Consider the following 24,141-nt stretch of genomic DNA (forward strand, 5'->3'; position numbering starts at 1 on the left):
TAAGCCCATCGGTAATAAACCGCGCCTATTCTCCGTCTCAACAAGGGCAAAAGCCCAACCGGGAAACCGGACATAAGACAGAGAGACAGAGGCGTCGAAAATGATGAGCAAGGGACTGAAGCCCGATTGGGCAGGACGGGAATTGCGGCTCGATCCGTTTCATTTTCCGCAGGTCGTGACCTATGCGACCCGCGACGGCAGCAGCGACGTTACCTTCACCATCAACGAGCGCGGCGCGGTGATCCGGCAGGTTCTGCCTTCAAGTGGCCTGCCAATGTCGATCGCGCTTCCTGCCAACGCATTTCTGGGCGTTGCCGCCCGCGCAGTGGAAGATGAGTTCGGCGAAATCACGGTGACGCTGGAGCTGATGCACGAAGATCCGCAGCTTTCCGTTCCCCTGCTTGTCGCGCATGACCTGACCGACGTTGCCGCCGACTGGCGCGCATGGGCCGCAAGCTTCAATCTGCCGATGATGCTGGTTGAGGAAGACGGTGTTGCCCGCCCGCTTTATGAAAGCACCGGCGCTGTTCGCACCGGCCAGCCGCAGGCGCGCCGCCAGGGACAGGAGCCGCGCCGTCGCCGCCCGCGTTTTCTCGCTCGCCGCAAGACGGGCACGCTTGGCGTCCGTCTGGTGATCTCGGGCAAGGAAATCATTGCGCGGAACTGAAATAGAGCATTTCCAGCAAAAGTGTGAAGCGGTTTTGCGTGAGGCAAATGCGGCAAGCTAATAACTTTGGCTGACCTCCAAGAAGCCCCCGGATGTTCTTGGGGCGCATCCCGAAAGGTGGAACCCTTTTCGGAAAAGATGCGCCCGTAAAAGAAACGTCCGGGTTTATTTTTTCCGGCTCAGAAATGCCATGACAGCCTCGCGAGCCTCATCCGAGGTAAGCCGTTCGGCAAAATGTCTGGCCTCGCGCGCGATGCGCTCGGAAACTTTTTCGGCGGGCATGCGTATCAGCGCGCGGGCAATCTGCATGGCCTGCGGAGGCTTGGCGGCTATTTCTTCCGCCGCCTTCATCACTTCCGCTTCCAGCGCATCGTCGGCTACGACCCGATAGACGATACCGGCTTCCTGTGCGGCTTCCGCAGTGAAACCATGGCCAAGCGCCAACAACGCAAAAGCCTTCTGGTGTCCCATCAGCGGTGGGGCGAGCAGGCTGGACGCAGCTTCCGGCACAAGGCCGAGATCGACGAATGGCGTGCGGAACAAGGCGTGCGGTGTTGCAAATGTCAGGTCACAATGCAGGTGGATGGTCGTGCCGATGCCGATGGCAAGTCCGTCGACGCCGGAAACGATTGGCTTCTTCGCGCTGGCAAGAGCGTTCAGAAAATCCAGAACCTCGTTGCCAAGGTCGCCGCCCGATGCCGCAACCATGAAATCCTGCATGTCGTTGCCGGACGAGAACGCACCCGGCACGCCAAGAAACACATGCACACGCACCGCGTCATCGGCGTCGCCATCCTTGAGCGCTTTTGCCATGGTCGCATACATGGCGCGCGTGATGGCGTTCTTCTTGTCGGCCCGGTTGAGACGGATGATCTGGATCGCGCCTGTGCGCTCGATCAGGATATGTTCGCTCATGCTTACGCCTCCAGCGCAGATTTGGCGGCGGCAAGGCTGGCGGCGCCGGTTATGACGGTATCCTTCAGGGAGGAAACTTCGGCGAGCATGTTTTCCGCGAAGAAGCGGCTCAGGACCGCACGTCCGCTGTCGTCACCGGCAAGCGCTGCCCGCGCCAGATAGGCACCGCCTGAAACGAGCGACAAGAGGCGCTGGTAAGGCGTGGCCCCGGCAAGGGCTGCCTCAAGCTGACCATCCGCCACGGCCTTCTGCAACCATTCGGTGGCCTCGCGGGCCTGCGCGATCGCCTTGGAGAGACGCGCGCCGGTTTCGCCTAGTTCCGGGCGATTGGATGCACTGGCCTTGTCGGCATCTGCCTGCAATTCTTCAAGAAAGCCCTTGATGTGTTCACCTTGCCCAAGCGGCAGCTTGCGCACCACAAGGTCGATGGCCTGGATCCCGTTGGTGCCTTCATAGATCGGGGTGATGCGGGCATCGCGCAGCAACTGTGCTGCGCCCGTCTCTTCGATGAAGCCCATGCCGCCATGAATCTGGACGCCCAGCGAAGCGACATCCACACCTGCATCGGTGGCAAAACTCTTGGCGAGCGGCGTCAGCAGCCCCGCGCGGTCTGACCAGAACTGCTGGTCTGCGCCATCCGTCGCATGGCTCATGTCGATGGCATGGGCGCAGGAATAGGTGATGGAGCGGGCAATCTGCGTCAGCGCCTTCATGGTGAGCAACATGCGGCTCACATCGGGATGCTCGATGATCGGGGTCATGCCTTGCTTCGGATCAGCGCCGATGGCGCGGCCCTGTTTGCGCTCCTTGGCATAGCTGAGCGCCTGCTGGTAAGCCGCTTCGGCAACGCCGACGCCCTGAATGCCAACCAGAAGGCGGGCATTGTTCATCATGGTGAACATGCAGGCCAGTCCACGATTTTCCTCGCCGATCAGATAGCCGACGGCACCCTGTTCCTCACCTTTAACGAAACCGTCCCCATAGATCATGGTGCAGGTTGGCGAGGCATGGATGCCCATCTTGTGTTCGAGGCCGGAGCAGAACAGATCGTTGCGGCGTCCGAGCGAACCGTCTGCGTTGACGAGGAATTTCGGCACGAGGAACAGCGAAATGCCCTTGGTGCCAGCCGGGGCATCGGGCAGGCGTGCCAGCACCAGATGCACGATATTGTCGGTCAGGTCATGCTCGCCATAGGTGATGAAAATCTTCTGGCCGAAAATGCGGTAAGTGCCATCGCCGGCGCGTTCGGCACGGGTGCGAAGTGCGCCGAGATCGGAACCGGCCTGCGGCTCGGTCAGGTTCATCGTGCCCATCCACTCGCCGCTGATGAGCTTTTCGAGATAGACGTCCTTCAATTCCTTCGAGGCATGCTTTTCGAGCGCTTCGACCGCGCCCATGGTCAGTGTCGGGGCGATGGCGAAGGCCAGCGTGCCGGAGTTCCACATTTCGCTGACAGCCACCGACATCGTCATAGGCAGGCCCTGGCCGCCATATTCCGGCGTGCCGGTCAGCGAGTTCCAGCCGCCTTCGATCCAGTCGCGGTAAAGCTCTTTCCAGCCCGGCGCGGTCGTGACAACGCCGTCCTTGACGGTCGCGCCGTGCTTGTCGCCGGTGATGCGCAAAGGCTCGACGCGCTCTGCGGCAAACTTGCCGGCTTCTTCCAGAATGGCAGCGGCAAGATCGGCGGAAAATTCAGGGAAGCGGTTGTCATCGAGGGCTTTTTCCAGCCCTGCAACCTTCATCAGCGTATGGGAAATTTCAGAAACCGGCGCGCGATACATCTTTCCTCCAAATATGATTTGTTGGCTTCTCCTCAGAAGCCTCCTGCATCGGCGCTGTTCGCATTCCGGCAGGCGCCAAACGGCTGTCCCATATAAGAGCTACCGGCTTATTACGTAAACGTCAATATTGAAGGTGCAACCTCGAACGGACGAAGAATGAAGCTTGGCAGAATAAGAAAAGTAAGCTTCTTTGATTCTAAGCTTAGGGGACTGCAATGGAAAAAGATGAAACAATATTGAGAATTGAATTTCGCAATTCGAAGCCAGTTGAACTTTTGGATTTGACTGCCAGTTTTATGGCATTAGGAGATTATTTTAAAGACTACGCTAATCAAACCACGGGTGATCCACAGCGAGATAATCTAAAACTTTACGTAAAAGAAATTAAGTCTGGCAGTCTAATCGCTGATATGGTTGCTCTGGCAGAGCAGGCCGAATGGATATTAGAGCACAAAGCAGTTTTGGCTGGATTTGTGGCTAATGCAAATGATTTGGTAGGGTATTTTTTAGGTAAGGATGAAAGTAAAACAAAATTTGATCCAAGTATAAAGCAAGCGAAACAAATCGCGCAGTTTGTTGAGCCGGTCGCAAAGGATTTTGGATCGCAACTAAATATGACCGTGATGGAAGGCGGAGTTGTAAACGTCTATCAAAGCTTCAATATTGGGGGGCTTGAAGCTAATGCCGTACAAAACGGAGTTGCTAAGTATCTTGGTCCACAGCTTCCATCATCCCAAATCCTAACTGATCAACTGATGGTGTTGGAGCAGGTTAAGAATGATGTTTCATCTAAATCGGGCGATAGAGGGATTGTAGAAACAATATCCCCGAGGCCAGTGAAATTACAGTTTGCACAAGAACCTGCAAAACGAGCTGTATTAGATTTAGAAACCAATCCACTTCAATGTATTTTTCAAGTAAATGTGGAAATAAGGTCCGTTGGCGGCAAGCCAGCAATGTATCGTATCATTGAGGTGACGGACGTTATTTCGAGAGAGGATGAATAATCGGCGGTGTCTCGTTTCACGGATTTCCAACCGCCACGACATATTAGATGAAGAAAAAGACCCACCTGCGCCCGCGATACCTCGCGGGCCTCAGTCGTGCCGGGCTGCTTATTTGCCTGAACGCTCCCGCTCCACGGCACGCCAGCCGATATCGGAGCGGTAGAAGCCTTCCGGCCAGTCGATGCGCTTCACGGCTTCATATGCGCGTGCTTGCGCTTCGGCGACCGTGCCGGCGATGGCCGTGACATTCAGCACGCGCCCGCCATTGGCAATAATGTTGCCGTCCTTCTGCGCCGTTCCAGCATGGAAAACCTTGACGCCATCGATGCCTTCGAGCTTGTCGAGGCCACGGATGACGCTGCCCTTCTTCACATTGGAGGGATAGCCTTCCGCAGCCATCACCACCGTCAGCGCTGGCTGATCCTTCCAGCCGAGCGAAACTTCATCCAGCTTGCCGTCCACGGCAGCATTGATGAGCGCGAGAAGGTCGCTGTTGAGGCGCATCATCAGTACCTGGCATTCCGGATCACCGAAACGGGTGTTGTACTCGATCAGCTTTGGGCCGTCCTTGCCGATCATCAGACCGAGGAACAGGATGCCGGAGAACGGCGCGCCGATTTCCGCCATGCCGCGCATGGTCGGTTCGATCAGTTCACGCATCGTGCGTTCAACGATTTCCTGCGTCATGACCGGGGCAGGTGCATAGGCACCCATGCCGCCTGTATTGGGGCCGGTGTCACCGTCGCCCACGCGCTTGTGATCCTGCGCCGAGCCAAGCGGCAATGCCGTCTTGCCATCGCAAATGCAGAAGAAGCTTGCTTCTTCGCCGTCCAGAAATTCCTCGACGACCACCTCGGCACCGGCGGAGCCGAATGCGCCCTCGAAGCACGCGTCCACCGCGTCAAGCGCTTCATCGAGTGTCATGGCTACAACCACGCCCTTGCCTGCGGCAAGCCCGTCGGCCTTCACAACGATCGGCGCACCCTGCTGGCGGATATAGGCCTTGGCCTTGGGCGCATTGTTGAAGCGACCATAGGCGCCTGTTGGAATATCGAAGCGCGCGCAGAGATCCTTGGTGAAGCCCTTCGAGCCCTCAAGCTGCGCCGCAGCCTTGGAGGGACCGAACACGCGGATACCCTCAGTGCGCATTTCGTCGGAGAGGCCAGCCACGAGCGGCGCTTCCGGCCCCACGACAACGAGATCGATCTTCTTGTCCTTGGCGAAGGCGATCAGCGCCTTGTGGTCATCGGCGCTGATGTCGACCAGTTCCGCAACTGTCGCAATGCCGGGATTACCGGGTGCGCAATAGAGCTTTTCGAGCAAGGGAGAGGCGGCAAGTTTCCATGCCAGGGCGTGCTCGCGTCCACCGGAACCGATCAACAGAACTTTCATGCCTTGCTCCCTGCGCTTGAGGTAAGTAAACACTTAACTACCCGGCTCTCTATTGCCCATCGCACACGCGGGCAAGGGCAGGCTCGCGATTTTTCCAGAAAAAGCGGGTAGAGTCGTTCAGTTTCGAGAAAGCAGACGACCATGCAGCATCCGCAAACTAACCCACAGGTCAATTCTGGCATCCAGTCCCGCGATGCGCGCGGACGGGTGAAGGATGCTCCTTCCGGCCATTGGGTATATCGTGTCCTGCCGCATTGGCTGTGGCCCTACGCGCAGCTTGCCCGCTGGGACCGTCCCATCGGCTGGCAGCTCCTTCTCTGGCCGTGCTGGTGGTCGGCTGCGCTCGTGGCAGGAGCGGGCGCCAAGCCCGGCAATGGTGCATGGGCCGTGTTGCCGTCATTCTGGCATCTGTTTCTGTTTCTGGTCGGCGCCATCGCGATGCGCGGTTCCGGCTGCACTTATAACGATCTGGTCGATCAGGATATTGACGACAAGGTGGACCGTACCCGCTCGCGTCCTCTGCCCTCCGGACAGGTAACACGCGGTCAGGCCAAGCTGTTTCTGGTTTTGCAGGCGCTCGTCGGCCTCGTGGTCGTTCTGCAGTTCAACTGGTTTTCCATCGGGCTTGGTATTTTCTCGCTTCTGATCGTCGCTGCCTATCCCTTCATGAAGCGCATCACCGACTGGCCGCAATTCGTGCTTGGTCTTGCTTTCTCATGGGGCGCACTCATGGGCTGGGCTGCGGTGGAAGGCTCGCTGAGCCTTGCACCGGTGCTTCTCTATATCGGCGCCATCCTGTGGACGATCGGCTATGACACGATCTACGCGCATCAGGACAAGGAAGATGACGCGCTGGTGGGCGTGCGTTCCACGGCGCGTCTTTTTGGCAAGCATACCAAGACGGCGCTGATGGTGCTTTATGGTGGTGCGATCGGCTTCTTTGCGGCGGCTTTCGCCGTAGCGCAGGTGCCGATGCCAGCCCTTGCCGGATTGCTTGCCGCGGGCGTGCATCTCTATCGCCAGATCATCGTGCTCGATATCGACAATCCCGACCAGTGCCTGAAACTGTTCAAGTCCAACAATATCGTCGGCTGGCTGATTTTCCTCGGGCTTGTTCTCGGAAGCCTCTGGGTGGCGGTCAAGCCGCTGGTATAAAAAGAAAGGCCACTGTTTTCAGTGGCCTTCTTGTTATCAGTTACGGATAGAGCCGATCCTTGTTCCAGTCGCCCTCCGGCGAGGGCCGTGTGAAAAGCACGCGGTCATGCAGGCGGAAGGCACGGTCATGCCAGAATTCAATCGAGACGGGGCGGATACGGAAACCCGACCAGTAGGACGGGCGAGGAATATCGCCGATGGCATATTTGGCCGTATATTCCGCAACCGCCTTTTCCAGCGCGAAACGGCTTTCCAGCGGACGTGACTGCTTGGATGCCCATGCGCCGATGCGGCTGCCGCGCGGGCGCGAGGCGTAATAGGCATCGGCTTCGGCGTCGCTGACTTTCTCCACCGGTCCACGCACGCGCACCTGACGGCGCAATGTCTTCCAATGGAAGCACATGGCGGCTTTTTCCGCCGACAGGATTTCCTTGCCCTTGGTGCTTTCATAATTGGTGTAGAAGACGAAACCCTGCTCGTCAAAATCCTTCAGCAGCACCATGCGCACATTGGGCAGGCCATCCGGGTCAACCGTCGCCAGCGCCACCGCATTGGGATCGTTCGGTTCGCTTTGTTTGGCGTCGGCCAGCCAGTCGGCAAAGAGCTTGAACGGCTGGGAGGATTCGGTGAAGTCGTCGCTTGCGTTTGTCATTTTGGATTTTCAACAGCCTGTCGGAAATGCGCGGATCATCCTGCAAGAGAATCCCCGCCGGAGACACCCCAATGGTGCGGGTCGGGACGGAGCTTCTTCGATAACCGCCTCTTTGTCCATGGCCTTGCCGGGATGCGTCGTCGCAGGGGCGCTTTACTTGAGGGGGAACTTCTAGTAGGGCGCCCGTTCAAGGTAGGGGCTATGCCAAAACTCGATTTCCTGACGCTTTACATCGTAATTTTCTTAAATTCGCTGACGGTCTGCATCATCTGGACCGCCATCGCCTTCTCTTACCGCAAATTCCGACCGGCCAGGCTCTGGCTGCTTTCGACGACGCTCCTGCTGGTTGGCGGCTTTGTTCTTTCGCTGCAAGGCAATGAGGGTGCGTTCTGGCCCGCCGTTATCGGCAACACCATCATCATCTATGGCTTCTGCCTGGCCTTTATCGGCGCCCGTTACTTCTACGGCCAGAAAGGCGGCTGGCGGATGGCGGTGGGAATATCGCTCGCAAGTTTCGCCGTCATGGCCGCGTTTCATGCGAGCTGGCAGGGGCGGAACATCGCCTATGCGGTGGGCCAGTCGGTGCCCATGGCGATGACGGTATTCTACCTGGCGCGGCAAAAGAGCCTCGGTCTCGGCGGCCGGATCGCCATCATCGCCTTTCTGCTGGGCATCATCGGGCATGCCATCGAGACGTCGCTGAACATCGCCGCATGGGCGGGAGAGTTCGACCAGTCGCTTTATTTTTCCATCGAAAGTTATGCGCTGGTCTGTGTGATCTATAGCGGCATGATCTGGAACTTCGGTTTCATCGTTATGGCGATGAATCGCCTGCACGGCGATATGGCAAGGGTCGCGGAGACCGACGAACTCACCGGGCTCCCGAACCGCCGCCATTTCATGAAAAGGCTGGCGAGAGCCGAACTCGCATTCAGTGAAGACGGGGTCGCCTATACCGTCATGCTGATCGATATCGACAATTTCAAACATTGGAACGACACATATGGCCATGCGCTGGGCGATCAGGCGCTTGTGCATTTCGCCGATGTCGGGGTCGATATCCTCAATCGCCGCGGTGTGCTGGCGCGCTTTGGAGGCGATGAGTTCTCGATTCTGCTGCCCGGGATGCATGAGCATGAGGCGACGGAAATCGCCCGTGAAATCGTCGGCGCAGTCAACCATACGCCGCTTGTTTTCAACGGGCGGAAACTCATCTTGACGGTCAGCATCGGCATTGCGAGCGAAGAACCGGGTGATGAGAGGAGTGACCTCGATGTTTTTGCGCGGGCCGATCTTGCGCTCTACAAGGTAAAGCAGGCAGGCCGGAACGGTTATGCTACCCGCACAACGACGGTCAACGCACCGCGTTCTTCTTTCTCCGGAAGGTCGCTGGCTGTTGGATGAGCGATAGCTGGCCTGAAGGACGCAGAGAATTGGGGGCATCATTTGCCGGCCCCATAAAGTATGGAGTTGGGCGTTGTGCTCCGATTCCGATTTGTTTACCTTTCCGGCACACCGCTTGTTAACTCAAGTTCACCCATAATCCCTGCATCTTTAGCGTGTAGAACAAGGGAATAGCGTTGGCCGTCGAGACGCTTCGCCATAAAGTAAATTTCTGGAGCCCGTGCCGTGGCGCCAAGGTGCTGCGCAAGGCTGCGATCGGCCTATGCCTCTTCTCGCTTGCCGGTTGCGCCATGGGTGGGGTGAGCATCGAAAAGGCTGTTCCTGATTCTTCCACGATCACCGGATCTGTGAAGCAATCGCAGCCGGTCGAGACCGATACCGGCAAGCTTTCCGATCAGTCCGCCATAAAGAACGTCGTTTCCGCGCTCAACTTCACGCAATGGGGAAAGAAGCCCGTTCCGTGGGCCAATCCCGATACGGGCAGCCAGGGCACCATCACCACGATTGCCGAGAACAACAAGAACAATCAGCTCTGCCGCGAGTTCGAAACCTCGCGTGAAGCTTTTGACGGTGTTTCCATCTATCGCGGTGAAACCTGCATGGAGCGCGGCGGTCAATGGACGGTAACTTCTTTCGCGCCGATCTGAAAAGAAAAGCCTGACCTGACTGGAACTTTGCCGGTCAGATGCGCATATTGTGGGCAACGAATCTTGTTTATCTCACAATTATTTCCTGAAAGAGGAACTATATGCGCGATCCCTATAGCGTGCTGGGCGTCGCCAAAACGGCGAAGCCCGAAGAAATAAAATCGGCTTTTCGCAAACTGGCCAAAAAGCACCACCCGGATCAGAACAAGGATGATCCGAAGGCGCAGGAGCGTTTTGCAGAACTGAATCAGGCCTACGAAATTCTGGGCGACAAGGACAAGCGCGGGCAATTCGACCGCGGCGAGATCGACGCCGAGGGCAAGCCCGCTTTCCAGGGCTTTACAGGCGGGCAGGGCTTCGGCGGCGCCCATGGCGACCCGTTCGCCGGCTTCCGGCAGGGCGGCGGCAACAGCCATTTTGAATTTCGCTCCGGTCCCGGCGGCTTTCAGCAGGGCGGCGGCTTCGGTGGCGCCGAAGATATCCTGAACGATCTTTTCGGCGGAGCTTTCGGTGGCGGTGCCCGCGCAGGCGGCGCACGGCAGCGCGGCCCGGCGAAGGGAGCCGATCTTTCGGCATCCATCGATATCACGCTGGAACAGGCCGCCGGTGCTGAAAAGGTCGAGGCGGTTTTCCCGAACGGCAAGCATCTCAAGATCAAGCTGCCGAAATATGTCGAGGACGGTCAGACCATTCGCCTGAAAGGGCAGGGCGAGGCATCGGTGGGCGGAACGGCTGGCGATGCGCTGGTAACGATTCACTTCAAGGCGCATCCCCGGTTTCGCCTGGAGGGGCGTGACGTGCACGTGGATCTCCCGGTCGAGCTTGCCGACGCCGTCCTTGGCGGCAAGCAGGAAGTGGAGACCCTCGACGGCCGGATTGCGGTGAAAATACCGGCATGGTCGAGTTCGGACCGCGTTCTGCGCCTGAAGGAAAAGGGCCTTCCGCTCAAAGCTGCCGGACGTGGCGATCTTTACGTGCATGTGCGGATCATGCTGCCGGAAGGTGGCGACAGGGAACTCGAAGAATTCCTGCAAAAACGCAAACAAGCCTGAACAGGTCTTCAATCGTTTGAAGCCGGGTGTTGTCTCTTTGCGGCAGTAAAGTGACAATGCCCGGCTTTTTCACTGCAATTGCTTGAAGGAGAGCCGAGGCTGTGCGATAGGGCAACTAGTTAATTGTTTTCAATGAGGACCCCTAATGACCGCACAGTCAGGTTTGTTGCAGGGCAAGCGTGGATTGATTCTGGGCGTCGCCAACAACCGCTCCATCGCATGGGGTATTGCGAAGGCCGCTCGTGATGCAGGCGCAGAGCTCGCATTCACCTATCAGGGCGATGCATTGAAGAAGCGTGTCGAGCCTCTGGCTGAAGAGCTTGGCGCATTCGTTGCCGGACATTGCGATGTGGCGGATGCTGCCAGCATCGACGCTGTTTTCGAGACGCTTGAAAAGAAGTGGGGCAAGCTCGACTTCGTCGTGCACGCCATCGGCTTTTCCGACAAGGATGAGCTGACGGGCCGCTATGTCGATACGTCGGAAGCCAATTTTACCAATACGATGCTGATTTCGGTCTATTCCCTGACGGCGATTTCGCGCCGGGCGGAAAAACTGATGGCCGATGGCGGTTCGATCCTGACGCTGACCTATTACGGCGCCGAAAAGGTCATGCCGAACTATAACGTCATGGGCGTGGCCAAGGCTGCTCTCGAAGCAAGCGTGAAATATCTGGCGGTCGATCTCGGACCGCAGAACATTCGCGTCAATGCGATTTCGGCCGGTCCGATCAAGACGCTTGCCGCATCTGGCATCGGCGACTTCCGCTATATCCTCAAGTGGAACGAGTACAACGCGCCGCTGCGCCGTACCGTCACCATCGAGGAAGTGGGCGATGTCGGCCTCTATTTCCTTTCCGACCTGTCACGTTCGGTGACGGGCGAAGTCCACCATGCGGACAGCGGCTATCATGTCATCGGCATGAAGGCGGTCGACGCTCCGGACATTTCGGTCGTGAAAGACTGAAGCAGCGAATACGAAATCCCGAAAAGTTGACCGCTTCTCCGGATTTTTCTTTTTCTTTCCCGGTTCGGGAAAGCTATCCAGACATTGACTGACGGCATATTGGGGTGGAGCTGTGGCTCGGGAAATCATCTACTTTTCACGTCACGGCGAGACAGACTGGAATGTTTCGCAGCGCATTCAGGGACAGCTCGACATCGATATCAATGCGCATGGCCGCACACAGGCGGATCGCAATGGCGATATGCTGAAGTCGCTGATCGGCGACGGCGCGGGCTTCGACTTCGTGGCAAGCCCTCTGCGTCGCACCCGCGAGACGATGGAACGCATCCGGTTGCGCATGGGGCTCGACCCTTATGATTACCGCACCGACCCTCAACTGATGGAAGTCAATTTCGGCGACTGGCAGGGCTTCATGATGAAGGACATTGCCAGGGAGCGCGAAGATCTTCTGGAAGCGCGCGCCCGTGACAAGTGGAATTTTGTGCCGCCCGGCGCAACCGCCGAAAGCTATATGGGTCTGTCGCGCCGTATCGGGCGCTGGGTGGAGGCCGTGGAGTGGCCGACCGTCTGCGTGACGCATGGCGGCTGCATCCGCACGCTGTTTTACCTTTACGGCGACATGGACGGCCACGCTGCGGCAAATCTATCCATCCCGCAGGACAAGATCTTGAAGTTCGAAAACGGCAAGCTGGAATGGGTTTGATCCCGTAAATCAGTCTATAGTGACCGCGAACAGAATTTTGCCAGCGATGGAGGCGTTACATGCCCTTCGAACGTTTCGCGGTCATATCGGATATTCACGGTAGCAGCGATGCGCTGGCTGCGGTGCTGGCCGATATCGATGCTTTGCAAATCGAGACGATCGTCAATCTCGGCGATCATCTGAGCGGTCCCTTAGCCGCGCGTGAGACAGCAGATATGCTGATGGCGCGAGAAATGATCTGCATTCGCGGCAATCATGATCGCTGGCTTGTGGAAAAGTCGCTCGCGGAGATGGGCGCTTCGGATCGGGTCGCACGCGAACAGCTTGATGACCGGCACATCGAATGGCTGCGCGCAATGCCTGCATCGCGCTCTCTGGCCGATGGACGCATATTCATCTGCCACGGAACCCCATCGAGCGATACCACCTACTGGATGGAGAACGTTACCGCCAATGGCGATGTCGTTCTGCGGAGCCGAGAGGATATTGAGGCAGAGGCCGATGACATAGCGGCCTCTCTCATCCTTTGCGGCCATACGCACACGCCGCGGGTTGTTCGTCTTGGGGACGGGCGAATGCTGGTCAATCCGGGAAGCGTGGGTTGTCCCGGTTACGACGACGATCACCCGGTTCCACATATTGTCCAGACTGGCAACCCCAATGCGTCCTATGCTGTCATCGAGCAGACCGGGTCTGGCTGGCAGATAACCCTGCGCAATGTTCCCTACGATACGGCACGGATGGTCCAGATGGCGGAGAACAACCGTCGTGCCGAATGGGCGCGTGTTGTCAGAAGCGGGTGGTTCCAGCCCAAATGAAAAGAGCGGCTTATGAGCCGCTCATTTTTCTATAGGAGACGGTTTCGGGCTTACGGCGCTTCCTGAATGTCGGTGATGAAGCGCGTGCTGTCGACCACATCATAGATGATGAGGACCTTCATGCCCTTGTTGATCGCGCTGTAATCGAACTCGCCAGGCAGCTTGTATGTCTGGCCGTCATCCAGCGTTATGGTTTCGCTGTCCTTGTTGATACCGGTGATCTTGCCTTCGGCATCGTCCGCCATCGCCACCGTCGAGAACAGCGAAGCAACGATGAGAATTAATCCGACCAGATAATGCATGACTTTCCGTTCCTTTGGTTGTGCCTCGGGTTGGGTTGTCGCCTGACCGATTCGACACGATTGTCGCGATTTGAGCACGCCGCGGAAAAGTGGAAATCGGTTTTCCGATAACGACATGCAGGATAATGGGTTTAAAGCGCGATGCGCTTTGATAGTTCTGGCGCGCCGCACCGTCTATCCCACAATGTAGCGTGCGGAATGTGTCAAAAAAAATGCCGGATATCGATCTCCAGAAGGAAATTTTGCGTCACCGGGGAGCTTGATTTGACCGCCGTCAAAAAGCCCAATAAAACCGGCGCGTAAAGTAGCTGCTCTCTCCTTGGCCTGCTCCGGACAAGGACAATTTATTCAGGCGTCGCGCATGTCTCACAATAGTTTCGGTCATCTGTTCCGCGTAACCACCTGGGGCGAAAGCCACGGTCTGGCGCTCGGTTGCGTTGTTGACGGCTGCCCGCCCGGCATCACGTTCACGGAAGCGGAAATTCAGGCCTATCTCGACAAGCGTAAGCCCGGCCAGTCCAAGTATACGACGCAGCGCCGCGAACCCGATCAGGTGCGCGTGCTTTCCGGAGTCCTTCTGGGCGACGACGGCGTCACCATGACGACGACCGGAACGCCCATCTCGATGATGATCGAGAACACCGATCAGCGCTCGAAGGACTATGGCGAGATCGCCCGCCAGTACCGGCCGGGCCACGCCGATTACACCTATGACGTCAAATACGGTATTCGCGACTATCGCGGAGGCGGACGTTCATCGGCGCGTGAAACGGCGGCTCGTGTTGCAGCCGGTGCGATTGCGCGCAAGATCGTGCCCGGGCTCGAGGTGAAGGGCGCACTGGTTGCAATGGGCGTGCATGGCATCGACCGCCGTCGCTGGAACTGGGCCGAAGTGGATAACAATCCATTCTTTTCGCCGGATGCAGGTTCGGTGGAGATTTTCGCCGACTATCTCGACGGCATTCGCAAGAACGGATCGTCCGTTGGCGCAGTCATCGAAATCGTCGCGGAAGGCGTGCCGGCGGGCATCGGCGCGCCCATCTATGGCAAGCTCGATCAGGATATCGCAAGCCTCCTGATGTCGATCAACGCCGTGAAGGGTGTGGAAATCGGCAACGGTTTCGAGGCGGCCCGTCTCACTGGCGAGGAAAACGCGGACGAAATGCGCATGGGCAATGACGGCAAGCCGCTGTTCCTGTCCAATCATGCAGGCGGCATTCTTGGCGGGATTGCTACAGGTGCGCCGGTCGTGGCGCGTTTCGCGGTCAAGCCGACCTCGTCGATCCTGACCCCGCGCCGCTCTGTCGACAAGGATGGCAAGGAAGTGGATGTGATGACAAAGGGCCGTCACGATCCATGCGTGGGCATTCGCGCCGTGCCGATCGGCGAGGCGATGGTGGCTTGCGCGATTGCCGACCATTATCTGCGCCATCGCGGCCAGACTGGCCGCGTCTGAATAAATTGGGGCCAGACTGGCCGCGTCTGACTAATTTGGGGCCAGACTGGCCGCGTTTGATTGAATTCGGCCTTACAGGCCATATCTGACCGACGATTGGGCCCGTTGGTTGTCTGACATATAGAGGTCGAAATGAGCTATAATCAGAAGCAGGTTGTGGATGCGCTTCGCGCTTTCGAACGCGGCGAGATCGTGGTGGTCATGGATGATGACGGGCGCGAGAATGAAGGCGACCTGATTGTCGCCGCCGTGCATTGTACGCCCGAAAAGATGGCCTTCATCGTCCGCCACACATCCGGCATCGTCTGCACGCCGATGACCCGCGAGGAAGCCAAGCGCCTGAACCTCGCGCCCATGGTGGCTGAAAACGAATCCGCCCACACGACAGCGTTCACCGTGACGGTCGACTATCGCCATGGCACCACGACCGGCATTTCGGCGGAAGACCGCACGCTGACCGTGCGCAATCTGGCCAATCCCAATGCCGGCGCTTCTGATTTCGTGCGTCCCGGCCATATTTTCCCGCTGGTTGCCCGCGAGGGCGGCGTCCTGATGCGGTCCGGTCATACGGAAGCCGCCGTCGACCTCTGCAAGCTTGCAAATCTCCCACCCATCGGCGTGATCTGCGAACTGGTCAACGATGACGGTTCCGTCATGCGCGGCCCGGATGTGAAGGCCTTTGCCGAAAAACATGCGCTGCATCGGGTCACGGTGGCCGATCTCATCGCCTATCGCCAGCGCAAGGAAACGCTGGTCAAGCGCGTTGGCGATGCGCCGGTCAAGACTTGCGCGGGTGCAGCCCACGCCTACACTTACGAATTGCCGTGGGAACCGATGCAGCATGTGGCAGTGGTGTTCGGCGATATTCGTGACGGCGAGGAAGTGCCGGTTCGTCTTCACCGCGAAGACGTGCTGAACGATGTGTTCGGCAAGGGCGGCAGCAATCTCGAGGCCATCATGGAAAAGATGGCGAAGGAAGGCCGCGGCGTGCTGGTTTATCTGCGCGAAGGCTCTGTCGGGGTGCGTTCCGATCACCATGACACCCGCGCCCGCGATGCGATTCCCAGCGACCATGAAAGCCATGCCGAAGCGGTTGCCCGCGAGGAAGAGTGGCGTCAGATCGGACTCGGTGCACAGATATTGAAAGACCTCGGCATCACGTCGATTGTACTTCTGGCATCGCGCGAGCGCCATTATGTCGGCCTTGAAGGTTTCGGCATTCACATCGCCCGCACCGAAATCATCTGACTTTTTAAGACAGATCAGGCGCATGGCCGTCATGGTCATGTGCCTGTGAGATGCTATAGTGAATCTATGACGACACGGCTTTACTGGCATCCTATCTATCTCGAACACCTGACCCCGCCCGGCCATCCCGAGCGCCCGGATCGAATTCGGGCGCTGATGAGTGAGCTGGAAGGGCCGGATTTCTACCGGCTCGATCGGATGGAAGCGCCGCGCGGCGACGAGGCGTCTGTGCTGCTTACGCATCCGGAAGAACATCTGGAAGCCATTCGCGCCGGAATACCGGAGCCCGCTTCGGACGAGGAAGCTGCCCCCCCTGTAGTCAAGCTCGACGGCGATACCTATGTCAGTCCCAAAAGCCTGGATGCCGCGCTGACGGCTATCGGTGCGGCAACGGCGGCGGTCGATGACGTGTTTTCCGGCGCTGCAAATAATGTCTTCGTTGCTGCCCGCCCGCCCGGACATCATGCCGAGCGCTCCACGGCTATGGGCTTTTGCCTTTTCAACAATATTGCGATTGCGGCCCGCCATGCGCAGCGCCGCCACGGTGCCGAGCGCATCGCCATCGTTGATTGGGATGTGCATCACGGCAACGGGACGCAGGATATTTTCAAGGACGATCCAAGCGTCCTGTTCTGTTCGACGCATCAGTTTCCCTTATATCCCGGCACGGGGGCGAAGGATGAAACCGGCGTCGGCAATATCTTCAATGCGCCACTGTCTCCCGATACCGGAAGCCGCGAATTTCGCGAGGCATTTAATAGTCGTGTATTACCTGCCCTGGACAATTTCCGGCCAGATTTGATCCTTATTTCGGCGGGCTTCGATGCCCATTTTCGCGATCCGCTGGCCGAGCTCAATCTTGACGAAGCGGATTTTGATTGGGCGACAGGCAAACTCATGGAGCGGGCAGAAAGGTTCTGCGATCACCGGCTAGTGAGTGTGCTTGAGGGTGGATATGATCTTGAGGGCTTGTCGCAGTCCGCGTCTACGCATATTACGCGGCTGTTGAAAGGATGAATCATGGTAACCGAACCGTCCAACGCCGACATTGCGGTAATGAGCTTCGAGGATGCGCTGAAGCAGCTCGAGAAGATCGTCGACGATCTGGAGCGGGGTGACGTGCCGCTGGAGGAATCCATTCGCATCTATGAGCGCGGCGAAGCCCTGAAGAAACATTGCGACACGCTTCTGAAATCCGCCGAGGACAAGGTGGAGAAAATCCGCATTGGCCGTGATGGCCAGCCGCTCGGCACCGAGCCGCTTGACCCGGAATAGATCGGCCTGAATTGAACTGACCGGATAATTCCGGTCAGAACAGGGTCTTGAGATGGGCGACATAAGGCGCCAGAACGCCGCTCAGCAGATAGGGGCCAAGGCCCCAGGCCAGCGTCCATCCAGCAGCACCAATAATATTCGCTGCCAGAAAATGCAGCGGGTCCATTTTCATGGAACCTGCAACGATCCCATTGAGCTGCCGCAGAAGCACGACGAAACGCGCCGTCGCCACCACATAGATTCCCTTGCTTTCGAAAAGTTTCTCGAACTGATCCAGCCGTTCCGGCGTGAGTTTGACGAGGTGTCCGTATCTGAGGATCAGTCGTCGGCCGCCAAAGCGGCCGATCAGGTATCCCGTGCTGTCGCCAAGCACGGCGCCGACAAATACCGCGATCAGCACGGTTTCGATGTTGAGAGTTCCATGCAGGGCCAGCAATGAGCTTGCTATGAGCGCGCTCTCGCCGGGCAGAGGGGCGCCAAAGGATTCAAAATATACGATTATGAAAAGAGCAAGCGCGCCGTATGCGGCAATGTAAGGTTCCAGAAAGCTCATTGATTTGCAGGTCTTTCGGCAAACGCCGATCTGATCCGGTCAGATCGAACACGATAAAAAGGCTCCGGGCGAGCCGGAGCCTGAAATCTGTAACTATCACATCAACCGATGGAACGCTTGCCGGTAATTGCGTGGTACACCCACAACACGATTATCGAGCCGATTATCGCAATGACGAGGCTGATCGGATCGAATGCGCCGGTGACGCCACGTCCAAAAAGCTGAGACGAGATCACACCGCCGACGATGGCGCCGACAATGCCGAGAGCAATATCCAGAAACAGGCCCTGGCCGCTTTTATTGACGATCTTGCTGCCGATGAAGCCGGCAATCAAGCCTAGTATTATCCAGCTTATAACAGACATCTAATATCTCCCGATGCGTAAATACACTTTTGCATCACGCACTTAGGAAATTTTCACACTGCTGCAAAATTTGCAAGGTATAATGCTTGTCAAAATGGGAAACCCATTTACCTTTATCTTACCGAATGCACAATTGGCATCGGATAACAGGGAGTATCGTGTGATGGGAAGTTATGACGACAACTCGGGCAATTCGCCTATCCCCGGCGGAAGCCTGGCGAAGCCGGTTCTGATTGCGCTCGGCGCCCTGCTGATCGGCAAGATGCTGAAGGGCCATAGCGACGATACGGCGGATGCTCCAGCGCAACCTGTGCCGGATCAGTCGCAGGCAGGCGGCGGCTTGCTCGGTGGTATCCTTGGCGGGCTTGGTGGCCTGCTCGGCGGCGCGGCCGCAGGAAATGCTTCCGCGGCTCCTACAGCGCCGGGGCCTCTGGGTGGCGGACTTGGCGGTCTTCTCGATCAACTGAAACAGGCTGGCCTAGGCGAAAAGGTGGATTCCTGGGTCGGCCAGGGTTCCAACCATCCAATCGAGCCAGGGCAGCTTGGCGATGCGATCGGCCAGAAAACGCTAAGTGAAATCGCGGAGCATGCCGGCATCGACCAGCAGGAGCTTCTGAACCAGCTGTCGCAGGTTCTGCCGGGATTGGTGGACAAGCTGACGACGAACGGGCAGGTTCCCGACGCCAGCGCGCTGTCCAAGCTGCTGCACGGACGCTGACGGAATTTGCATTGAAACTGAACCGCACCGCTCGTCGGTGCGGTTTTGTTTTGAATGCGCTTTCGATAAACTGAAATCATCTCTTATATAAGCTCTACGGATTAATGGCTGGAGTTGCGTTTCATGAGTTTCTTTCCGTGTCCTGACCCGGTTCTTGGCGACAAGACTTCGGTAGACAGCATCGAAACGCTGGTCATCCCGCGTACAAGCGATATTGGTGGGCTGGAAGTGCGGCGTGCATTGCCGACAGTGCGGCGCCGTCTGGTGGGGCCGTTCATTTTCTTCGACCGCATGGGGCCTGCTGTTCTGCGCGATGGCGATGCACTCGATGTGCGCCCGCATCCGCATATCGGCCTTTCCACGGTGACCTATCTGTTCGATGGACATATCCGCCACAGGGACAGCCTTGGCACCGAAATGGTCATCCGCCCCGGTGATGTGAACCTGATGACCGCCGGTCGCGGCATTGTGCACTCCGAGCGTTCGCCGGAAGAGGAACGCAAGGGGCCGTTATCGATTTCCGGCATCCAGACCTGGCTTGCGCTGCCCGATGCGCTGGAAGAAATCAGCCCGGAGTTTTTTCACACCAACGCTCCCGATCTGCCGGTTATGGAGGACAGCGATTTCTCCGGGCGGCTGATCATGGGGTCCATGCTGGGGCTGAAGTCGCCGGTAATCCAGCACGCCGATACGCTTTATGCGGATATTCGGATAGAACCAAACGGGCGTTTCCCGATTCCGCCTGTCGCCGAAGAACGCGCAATCTATACGCTTCAGGGCAATGTCGGCATTGGCGGCGAAGTGTTTCCGCCCGACCGCCTGCTGGCATTCCGCCCCGGCGACGATATTGTCGTGCAGGCCGGACCGGAAGGTGCGCATATCATGCTATTTGGCGGTGCAACACTCGGTTCGAAGCGCTATGTATGGTGGAATTTCGTATCGTCTTCGCGAGAGAGGATAGAGAAGGCCAAGGAAGAATGGCGCAGCGGGCGTTTCGATATCGTGCCCGGTGATGAGCAGGATTTCATACCTTTGCCTGAATGAAGTGAATTGAGTGGAGCCTTGGGACACGATGTCCCGCCTGCTTGATCCTGCCGCGTTGCTGCTATACCGACAACAAAACCGAACCAGAAACAGGTTGTTTTAATGTCCCGACCACTGACCCCGTTGCTTGACAAGGCGCCGATCCCGGAAGCCCTGCGCGCATTGCCGGAATCCGATCTGCCTCAACTCGCGCAGGAATTGCGCGCGGAGCTGATCGACGTGGTATCGACCACCGGCGGGCATCTGGGAGCGGGGCTGGGTGTGGTGGAGCTGACGGTGGCGTTGCACCATGTCTTCGACACGCCGCATGACCGTATCATCTGGGACGTTGGCCATCAGGCCTATCCGCACAAGATACTGACCGGGCGTCGCGACCGCATCCGCACATTGCGTCAGACCGGCGGTCTTTCGGGTTTCACAAAGCGCAGCGAAAGCGAATATGATCCCTTTGGCGCGGCGCATTCATCAACGTCGATCTCGGCTGGTCTTGGCATGGCGGTCGCGTCCGATCTTTCGGGCGAAAAGCGCAATGTGATTGCGGTCATTGGCGACGGTTCCATGTCGGCTGGCATGGCCTATGAGGCGATGAACAATGCCGGTGCGCTCGACGCGCGCCTTATTGTCATCCTCAACGATAACGACATGTCGATTGCGCCGCCGACCGGCGCCATGAGCGCCTATCTGGCGCGTCTCGTCTCCGGTAAGACCTATCGCAGCGTCCGCGAGGCCGCCAAGCAGGTTGCCAAAAAGCTGCCGAAGTTTTTGCAGGACAAGGCCCGCAAGTCGGAGGAATACGCGCGTGCCTTCTTCACTGGCGGCACGCTGTTTGAAGAGTTGGGCTTCTATTACGTCGGCCCCATCGACGGACATAATCTGGATCATCTGCTGCCGATCCTGAAAAATGTGCGTGATACGCAGGAAGGCCCGGTGCTGATCCACGTGGTCACGCAGAAAGGCAAGGGTTATCCGCCAGCCGAAGCCGCCGCCGACAAATATCACGGCGTCAACAAGTTCGACGTCATAACCGGCCAGCAGTCGAAACCACCTGCAAATGCGCCGAGCTATACCAAGATTTTCGGCACCAGCCTGATCGAAGAAGCCCGCCACGACGACAAAATCGTGGCGATCACCGCCGCCATGCCATCGGGCACCGGGCTTGATCTTTTTGGCGAGGTGTTTCCGCAACGCACCTTCGATGTCGGTATTGCCGAACAACATGCGGTGACTTTCGCTGCCGGTCTTGCCAGCGAAGGTTTCAAGCCGTTCTGCGCCATTTACTCGACGTTCCTGCAACGCGGCTATGATCAGGTCGTGCATGACGTTTCGATTCAAAATCTGCCGGTGCGCTTCCCCATCGACCGCGCCGGACTGGTTGGGGCAGATGGCCCGACCCATGCAGGTTCCTTCGATACGGGCTTCCTTTCCGCTCTGCCCGGTTTCGTGGTGATGGCCGCATCGGATGAGGCCGAACTTCGCCATATGGTGCGCACCGCTGCCGAATATAACGAAGGTCCGATCTCTTTCCGCTATCCGCGTGGCGATGGTGTCGGTGTCGACCTGCCGGAACGCGGGCAACTGCTTGAGATCGGCAAGGGCCGCATCGTGCGTGAAGGCACGAAGGTCGCGCTGCTGTCCTTTGGAACGCGCTTGCAGGAATGCCTTGCTGCCGCCGATGAGCTGGGCGCCGCCGGTCTTTCGACCACGGTTGCCGATGCGCGCTTCGCCAAGCCGCTCGATCATGACCTGATCCGCCGGCTGGCGCGAGAGCATGAAGTGTTGGTGATGGTGGAAGAGGGCGCTGTCGGCGGCTTTGCCTCGCATGTGCTGCAATTCCTCGCCACGGATGGCCTTCTTGATCGTGGCCTCAAGGTGCGGGCTCTGACCTTGCCGGACAGCTATCAGGACCACGGCAAGCCGGACGCCATGTATGCCGAGGCCGGTCTCGACCGGGCGGGGATCGTGCAGGCGGTTTTTGCAGCCCTTGGCCGCGAGGCCATCGCAGCGCCATTTCGCGCCTGACCGATGAGCGGAGAAGCAGGCGACAGGAACCTGCGGCTCGATCAGCTGCTGGTCGAACTCGGGCTGTTTGCAACGCGTTCGCGGGCGCGTGATGCAATTCAGCGCGGCACGGTCAAGGTGGACGGCAAGCCAGTCACCAAGCCCGGCCAGACGGTTTTGCGTAACGCAAACATCGCCGTTGACGATCCGGCAAGCGCTTATGTCTCCCGCGCTGCCCTGAAGCTTATTGCAGCGCTCGACCATTTCGGCCTTGATGTGAAAGGGCGTACAGCACTCGACATTGGTGCTTCGACAGGCGGCTTCACACAAGTCTTGCTGGAGCGTGGCGCGAACCACGTTCTCGCCATCGATGTGGGCCACGACCAGCTGCACGAGACGTTGCGCGCTGATCCTCGTGTCACCAACAAGGAAGGGCTCAACGCCCGTGCGCTGGAATTTTCCGATCTGGATGGACGCGAAATCGATTGCGTGGTTTCGGATGTGAGCTTCATCTCGCTGAAACTCGCCTTGCCTGCGGCATTGGCCTTTGCGCAAAAAGGTGCTATTTGCGCGCTTCTCGTAAAGCCGCAATTTGAAGCGGGCCGCGAGGCCATCGGCAAGGGCGGCATTCTGCGCGACCCGAAAGATGGTGAACGCATTGCAGAAGAACTGAGATTGTGGCTGGAGACGCAAGCCGGCTGGCGCGCGCTCGGCCTTTGCCCGTCGCCCATTGAAGGCGGCGACGGCAATCGTGAATATCTCCTGGCAGGAAAGAAAGACCAATGACGACGCCAAGTACTGGGCAAATTACAATCCGCTCGGTTGGTGCGGGCGGCGATGGCGTTGCCAACCTTCCCGACGGGCAGATTTACGTGCCTTTCACGCTGCCGGGCGAAGTGGCCAATGTCGCGCGCGACAAGAACCGCGCGACGGTTATGGCGCTTCTTGAAACATCGCCTGAGCGTCAGGCGCCTGCCTGCCGGCATTTCGAGGATTGCGGCGGCTGCGCCTTGCAGCATTGGCAGGATGAGCCCTATCGCCTGTGGAAGCGCGAACTGGTTGTTTCCGCGCTGAAGGGCAGGGGGATCGACACGGAAGTTGCGCCTCTCGTGGCTTGTCAGCCGCGCACACGGCGCCGCGCTGTTTTTGCGGCACGCAAGACGGAAAAGGGTGTGCTGCTTGGCTTCAATCGCCACTTGAGCCATGAAATCATCGATATAGTCGAATGCGCTGTAACTGTTCCCGAAATCATTGCGCGGCTTGATGATCTGCGGGAAGTGGGAGCGTTGATTGCACCCGGTTCCAAGCCGTTCAAGCTGGCGGCGACCCTGACGGCGTCCGGCCTCGATCTCGCGGCGAGCGGCTGCGGCGTGCTGGATGACAGCCAGCGCCGCGCCTTGACCGCGCTTGTCATGAAAAAGGGCTTTGCGCGTCTTTCGCACGAGGGTGAAATCATCGTCGAGCCGAAAAAGCCGCTCATTCATTTCGGCAAGGTGCCGGTTCCGGTGCCGCCCGGTTGCTTCCTGCAGGCAACGGAGGATGCCGAAGAGGCGATGGTGCAACTCGTGCTGGACCATGTCGGCAAGTCCAAGCGTGTCGCTGACCTGTTCTGCGGCGTCGGCACATTTGCGCTGCGGATTGCAGAAAAGAGCGCGGTTCATGCGGTCGAGAACGACGCGCTGGCCCTTGCCGCCCTTGATCGCGGCGTACGCCATGTGCAGGGGCTGAAGCCCGTCTCGGTCGAGCGCCGCGACCTGTTCCGCCGTCCTTTGATGCCGAAGGAATTGCTGCCCTATAACGCCGTGGTTTTCGATCCGCCGCGTGCAGGTGCGGAAGAACAGGCGCTTGAGCTGGCAAAATCGAAGGTGGAAAAGGTTGTCGCGGTTTCGTGCAATCCGGTGACGCTCGCCCGCGATCTCGCCATTCTGGTGAAGGGCGGCTATCGGGTTACGCGAGTCACGCCGATTGACCAGTTTCTCTGGTCGCCACATGTCGAAGCGGTGGCGACGCTGGTGAAGAAGTAGT

General features: G+C 58.3%; 25 protein-coding genes. 18 read left to right on the plus strand and 7 right to left on the minus strand.

The window, feature by feature from the left end; translation table 11 throughout:
* Positions 1–100 precede the first annotated feature (100 nt).
* Complete coding sequence (locus JNC63_RS08210) at positions 101–667, plus strand: DUF6101 family protein (RefSeq protein WP_006470652.1); 567 nt, start codon at positions 101–103, stop codon at positions 665–667.
* 165 nt (positions 668–832) lie between these two features.
* On the opposite strand, the gene JNC63_RS08215 is transcribed toward JNC63_RS08210, so the two are convergent.
* Both JNC63_RS08215 and JNC63_RS08220 read right to left on the minus strand, forming a co-directional pair.
* Positions 833–1,582: a crotonase/enoyl-CoA hydratase family protein gene (locus JNC63_RS08215; RefSeq protein ID WP_006470653.1), complete on the minus strand. Its 750-nt coding sequence runs from the start codon at positions 1,580–1,582 to the stop codon at positions 833–835.
* A 2-nt stretch (positions 1,583–1,584) separates the two neighbouring features.
* The gene (locus JNC63_RS08220; RefSeq protein WP_006470654.1) at positions 1,585–3,363 is read right to left on the minus strand and encodes an acyl-CoA dehydrogenase family protein; all 1,779 of its coding nucleotides are present in this window, start codon (positions 3,361–3,363) and stop codon (positions 1,585–1,587) included.
* A 215-nt stretch (positions 3,364–3,578) separates the two neighbouring features.
* Between JNC63_RS08220 and JNC63_RS08225 the strand changes: the two genes are divergently transcribed.
* The gene (locus tag JNC63_RS08225; RefSeq protein WP_006470655.1) at positions 3,579–4,370 is read left to right on the plus strand and encodes a hypothetical protein; all 792 of its coding nucleotides are present in this window, start codon (positions 3,579–3,581) and stop codon (positions 4,368–4,370) included.
* A 108-nt stretch (positions 4,371–4,478) separates the two neighbouring features.
* On the opposite strand, the gene purD is transcribed toward JNC63_RS08225, so the two are convergent.
* Positions 4,479–5,762 carry a phosphoribosylamine--glycine ligase gene (gene purD, locus JNC63_RS08230; protein WP_006470656.1) on the minus strand — a complete coding sequence of 428 codons (1,284 nt, stop codon included), beginning with the start codon at positions 5,760–5,762 and terminating at the stop codon, positions 4,479–4,481.
* Positions 5,763–5,903: 141 nt separating this feature from the next.
* Here purD and ubiA point away from each other — a divergent pair, with 141 nt between their 5' ends.
* Positions 5,904–6,917, plus strand: a complete 1,014-nt coding sequence (ubiA, locus tag JNC63_RS08235) for a 4-hydroxybenzoate octaprenyltransferase (RefSeq protein ID WP_006470657.1) — start codon at positions 5,904–5,906, stop codon at positions 6,915–6,917.
* 40 nt (positions 6,918–6,957) lie between these two features.
* On the opposite strand, the gene pdxH is transcribed toward ubiA, so the two are convergent.
* Positions 6,958–7,569 carry a pyridoxamine 5'-phosphate oxidase gene (gene pdxH / locus JNC63_RS08240; RefSeq protein WP_006466183.1) on the minus strand — a complete coding sequence of 204 codons (612 nt, stop codon included), beginning with the start codon at positions 7,567–7,569 and terminating at the stop codon, positions 6,958–6,960.
* A gap of 201 nt (positions 7,570–7,770) precedes the next feature.
* On the opposite strand from pdxH, the gene JNC63_RS08245 reads away from it, so the two are divergent.
* The 6 genes from JNC63_RS08245 to JNC63_RS08270 all read left to right on the plus strand — a co-directional run bounded on the left by JNC63_RS08245 (position 7,771) and on the right by JNC63_RS08270 (position 13,157).
* Positions 7,771–8,973 carry a GGDEF domain-containing protein gene (locus JNC63_RS08245; RefSeq protein ID WP_006470658.1) on the plus strand — a complete coding sequence of 401 codons (1,203 nt, stop codon included), beginning with the start codon at positions 7,771–7,773 and terminating at the stop codon, positions 8,971–8,973.
* A gap of 236 nt (positions 8,974–9,209) precedes the next feature.
* The gene (locus tag JNC63_RS08250) at positions 9,210–9,620 is read left to right on the plus strand and encodes an RT0821/Lpp0805 family surface protein (protein ID WP_244629904.1); all 411 of its coding nucleotides are present in this window, start codon (positions 9,210–9,212) and stop codon (positions 9,618–9,620) included.
* A gap of 101 nt (positions 9,621–9,721) precedes the next feature.
* Positions 9,722–10,672, plus strand: a complete 951-nt coding sequence (locus JNC63_RS08255; protein WP_006466186.1) for a DnaJ C-terminal domain-containing protein — start codon at positions 9,722–9,724, stop codon at positions 10,670–10,672.
* Between the two features lie 145 nt (positions 10,673–10,817).
* Positions 10,818–11,636 (plus strand): enoyl-ACP reductase FabI, encoded by an 819-nt coding sequence (gene fabI, locus JNC63_RS08260; RefSeq protein WP_006466187.1) that lies wholly within the window; start codon positions 10,818–10,820, stop codon positions 11,634–11,636.
* Between the two features lie 112 nt (positions 11,637–11,748).
* Complete coding sequence (locus tag JNC63_RS08265; RefSeq protein WP_006470659.1) at positions 11,749–12,339, plus strand: histidine phosphatase family protein; 591 nt, start codon at positions 11,749–11,751, stop codon at positions 12,337–12,339.
* A gap of 59 nt (positions 12,340–12,398) precedes the next feature.
* Positions 12,399–13,157 carry a metallophosphoesterase family protein gene (locus JNC63_RS08270; protein ID WP_006470660.1) on the plus strand — a complete coding sequence of 253 codons (759 nt, stop codon included), beginning with the start codon at positions 12,399–12,401 and terminating at the stop codon, positions 13,155–13,157.
* A gap of 50 nt (positions 13,158–13,207) precedes the next feature.
* On the opposite strand, the gene JNC63_RS08275 is transcribed toward JNC63_RS08270, so the two are convergent.
* Complete coding sequence (locus tag JNC63_RS08275; RefSeq protein WP_006470661.1) at positions 13,208–13,459, minus strand: DUF1344 domain-containing protein; 252 nt, start codon at positions 13,457–13,459, stop codon at positions 13,208–13,210.
* A gap of 361 nt (positions 13,460–13,820) precedes the next feature.
* Here JNC63_RS08275 and aroC point away from each other — a divergent pair, with 361 nt between their 5' ends.
* The 4 genes from aroC (at position 13,821) to JNC63_RS08295 (ending at position 17,438) form a co-directional block, all read left to right on the plus strand.
* The gene (gene aroC / locus JNC63_RS08280; protein WP_006470662.1) at positions 13,821–14,915 is read left to right on the plus strand and encodes a chorismate synthase; all 1,095 of its coding nucleotides are present in this window, start codon (positions 13,821–13,823) and stop codon (positions 14,913–14,915) included.
* A 132-nt stretch (positions 14,916–15,047) separates the two neighbouring features.
* Positions 15,048–16,163 (plus strand): 3,4-dihydroxy-2-butanone-4-phosphate synthase, encoded by a 1,116-nt coding sequence (gene ribB / locus JNC63_RS08285; RefSeq protein WP_006466192.1) that lies wholly within the window; start codon positions 15,048–15,050, stop codon positions 16,161–16,163.
* A gap of 66 nt (positions 16,164–16,229) precedes the next feature.
* Complete coding sequence (locus JNC63_RS08290; RefSeq protein WP_006470663.1) at positions 16,230–17,180, plus strand: histone deacetylase family protein; 951 nt, start codon at positions 16,230–16,232, stop codon at positions 17,178–17,180.
* 3 nt (positions 17,181–17,183) lie between these two features.
* On the plus strand, positions 17,184–17,438 hold the full coding sequence (locus JNC63_RS08295; RefSeq protein WP_006466194.1) for an exodeoxyribonuclease VII small subunit: 255 nt from the start codon (positions 17,184–17,186) through the stop codon (positions 17,436–17,438).
* 34 nt (positions 17,439–17,472) lie between these two features.
* Here JNC63_RS08295 and JNC63_RS08300 read toward each other — a convergent pair whose 3' ends face one another.
* Both JNC63_RS08300 and JNC63_RS08305 read right to left on the minus strand, forming a co-directional pair.
* The gene (locus tag JNC63_RS08300) at positions 17,473–17,991 is read right to left on the minus strand and encodes a DedA family protein (protein WP_006466195.1); all 519 of its coding nucleotides are present in this window, start codon (positions 17,989–17,991) and stop codon (positions 17,473–17,475) included.
* Between the two features lie 101 nt (positions 17,992–18,092).
* On the minus strand, positions 18,093–18,356 hold the full coding sequence (locus tag JNC63_RS08305; protein WP_006466196.1) for a GlsB/YeaQ/YmgE family stress response membrane protein: 264 nt from the start codon (positions 18,354–18,356) through the stop codon (positions 18,093–18,095).
* 163 nt (positions 18,357–18,519) lie between these two features.
* Between JNC63_RS08305 and JNC63_RS08310 the strand changes: the two genes are divergently transcribed.
* The 5 genes from JNC63_RS08310 (at position 18,520) to JNC63_RS08330 (ending at position 24,140) form a co-directional block, all read left to right on the plus strand.
* Complete coding sequence (locus JNC63_RS08310) at positions 18,520–19,074, plus strand: YidB family protein (RefSeq protein WP_006470664.1); 555 nt, start codon at positions 18,520–18,522, stop codon at positions 19,072–19,074.
* A gap of 123 nt (positions 19,075–19,197) precedes the next feature.
* On the plus strand, positions 19,198–20,118 hold the full coding sequence (locus JNC63_RS08315; RefSeq protein WP_063619986.1) for a pirin family protein: 921 nt from the start codon (positions 19,198–19,200) through the stop codon (positions 20,116–20,118).
* A 102-nt stretch (positions 20,119–20,220) separates the two neighbouring features.
* Entirely contained in the window at positions 20,221–22,137 is a 1,917-nt protein-coding gene (gene dxs, locus JNC63_RS08320) for a 1-deoxy-D-xylulose-5-phosphate synthase (RefSeq protein ID WP_006466199.1), read from the plus strand.
* Positions 22,138–22,140: 3 nt separating this feature from the next.
* Complete coding sequence (locus JNC63_RS08325) at positions 22,141–22,902, plus strand: TlyA family RNA methyltransferase (protein WP_006466200.1); 762 nt, start codon at positions 22,141–22,143, stop codon at positions 22,900–22,902.
* Complete coding sequence (locus JNC63_RS08330) at positions 22,899–24,140, plus strand: class I SAM-dependent RNA methyltransferase (protein WP_006466201.1); 1,242 nt, start codon at positions 22,899–22,901, stop codon at positions 24,138–24,140. The genes JNC63_RS08325 and JNC63_RS08330 overlap by 4 nt, the downstream gene beginning before the upstream one ends.
* Position 24,141 lies beyond the last annotated feature (1 nt).

This window comes from Brucella ciceri, from assembly GCF_041930145.1.
GTDB lineage: Bacteria > Pseudomonadota > Alphaproteobacteria > Rhizobiales > Rhizobiaceae > Brucella > Brucella intermedia.

Excerpts from the sequence above, each read along its gene's own strand:
- JNC63_RS08210 (WP_006470652.1), top strand. The coding sequence starts at position 101 with ATGATGAGCAAGGGACTGAAGCCCGATTGGGCAGGACGGGAATTGCGG.
- JNC63_RS08215 (WP_006470653.1), bottom strand. The coding sequence starts at position 1,582 with ATGAGCGAACATATCCTGATCGAGCGCACAGGCGCGATCCAGATCATC.
- JNC63_RS08220 (WP_006470654.1), bottom strand. The coding sequence starts at position 3,363 with ATGTATCGCGCGCCGGTTTCTGAAATTTCCCATACGCTGATGAAGGTT.
- JNC63_RS08225 (WP_006470655.1), top strand. The coding sequence starts at position 3,579 with ATGGAAAAAGATGAAACAATATTGAGAATTGAATTTCGCAATTCGAAG.
- purD (WP_006470656.1), bottom strand. The coding sequence starts at position 5,762 with ATGAAAGTTCTGTTGATCGGTTCCGGTGGACGCGAGCACGCCCTGGCA.
- ubiA (WP_006470657.1), top strand. The coding sequence starts at position 5,904 with ATGCAGCATCCGCAAACTAACCCACAGGTCAATTCTGGCATCCAGTCC.
- pdxH (WP_006466183.1), bottom strand. The coding sequence starts at position 7,569 with ATGACAAACGCAAGCGACGACTTCACCGAATCCTCCCAGCCGTTCAAG.
- JNC63_RS08245 (WP_006470658.1), top strand. The coding sequence starts at position 7,771 with ATGCCAAAACTCGATTTCCTGACGCTTTACATCGTAATTTTCTTAAAT.
- JNC63_RS08255 (WP_006466186.1), top strand. The coding sequence starts at position 9,722 with ATGCGCGATCCCTATAGCGTGCTGGGCGTCGCCAAAACGGCGAAGCCC.
- fabI (WP_006466187.1), top strand. The coding sequence starts at position 10,818 with ATGACCGCACAGTCAGGTTTGTTGCAGGGCAAGCGTGGATTGATTCTG.
- JNC63_RS08270 (WP_006470660.1), top strand. The coding sequence starts at position 12,399 with ATGCCCTTCGAACGTTTCGCGGTCATATCGGATATTCACGGTAGCAGC.
- JNC63_RS08275 (WP_006470661.1), bottom strand. The coding sequence starts at position 13,459 with ATGCATTATCTGGTCGGATTAATTCTCATCGTTGCTTCGCTGTTCTCG.
- aroC (WP_006470662.1), top strand. The coding sequence starts at position 13,821 with ATGTCTCACAATAGTTTCGGTCATCTGTTCCGCGTAACCACCTGGGGC.
- ribB (WP_006466192.1), top strand. The coding sequence starts at position 15,048 with ATGAGCTATAATCAGAAGCAGGTTGTGGATGCGCTTCGCGCTTTCGAA.
- JNC63_RS08290 (WP_006470663.1), top strand. The coding sequence starts at position 16,230 with ATGACGACACGGCTTTACTGGCATCCTATCTATCTCGAACACCTGACC.
- JNC63_RS08295 (WP_006466194.1), top strand. The coding sequence starts at position 17,184 with ATGGTAACCGAACCGTCCAACGCCGACATTGCGGTAATGAGCTTCGAG.
- JNC63_RS08300 (WP_006466195.1), bottom strand. The coding sequence starts at position 17,991 with ATGAGCTTTCTGGAACCTTACATTGCCGCATACGGCGCGCTTGCTCTT.
- JNC63_RS08305 (WP_006466196.1), bottom strand. The coding sequence starts at position 18,356 with ATGTCTGTTATAAGCTGGATAATACTAGGCTTGATTGCCGGCTTCATC.
- JNC63_RS08310 (WP_006470664.1), top strand. The coding sequence starts at position 18,520 with ATGGGAAGTTATGACGACAACTCGGGCAATTCGCCTATCCCCGGCGGA.
- JNC63_RS08315 (WP_063619986.1), top strand. The coding sequence starts at position 19,198 with ATGAGTTTCTTTCCGTGTCCTGACCCGGTTCTTGGCGACAAGACTTCG.
- dxs (WP_006466199.1), top strand. The coding sequence starts at position 20,221 with ATGTCCCGACCACTGACCCCGTTGCTTGACAAGGCGCCGATCCCGGAA.
- JNC63_RS08325 (WP_006466200.1), top strand. The coding sequence starts at position 22,141 with ATGAGCGGAGAAGCAGGCGACAGGAACCTGCGGCTCGATCAGCTGCTG.
- JNC63_RS08330 (WP_006466201.1), top strand. The coding sequence starts at position 22,899 with ATGACGACGCCAAGTACTGGGCAAATTACAATCCGCTCGGTTGGTGCG.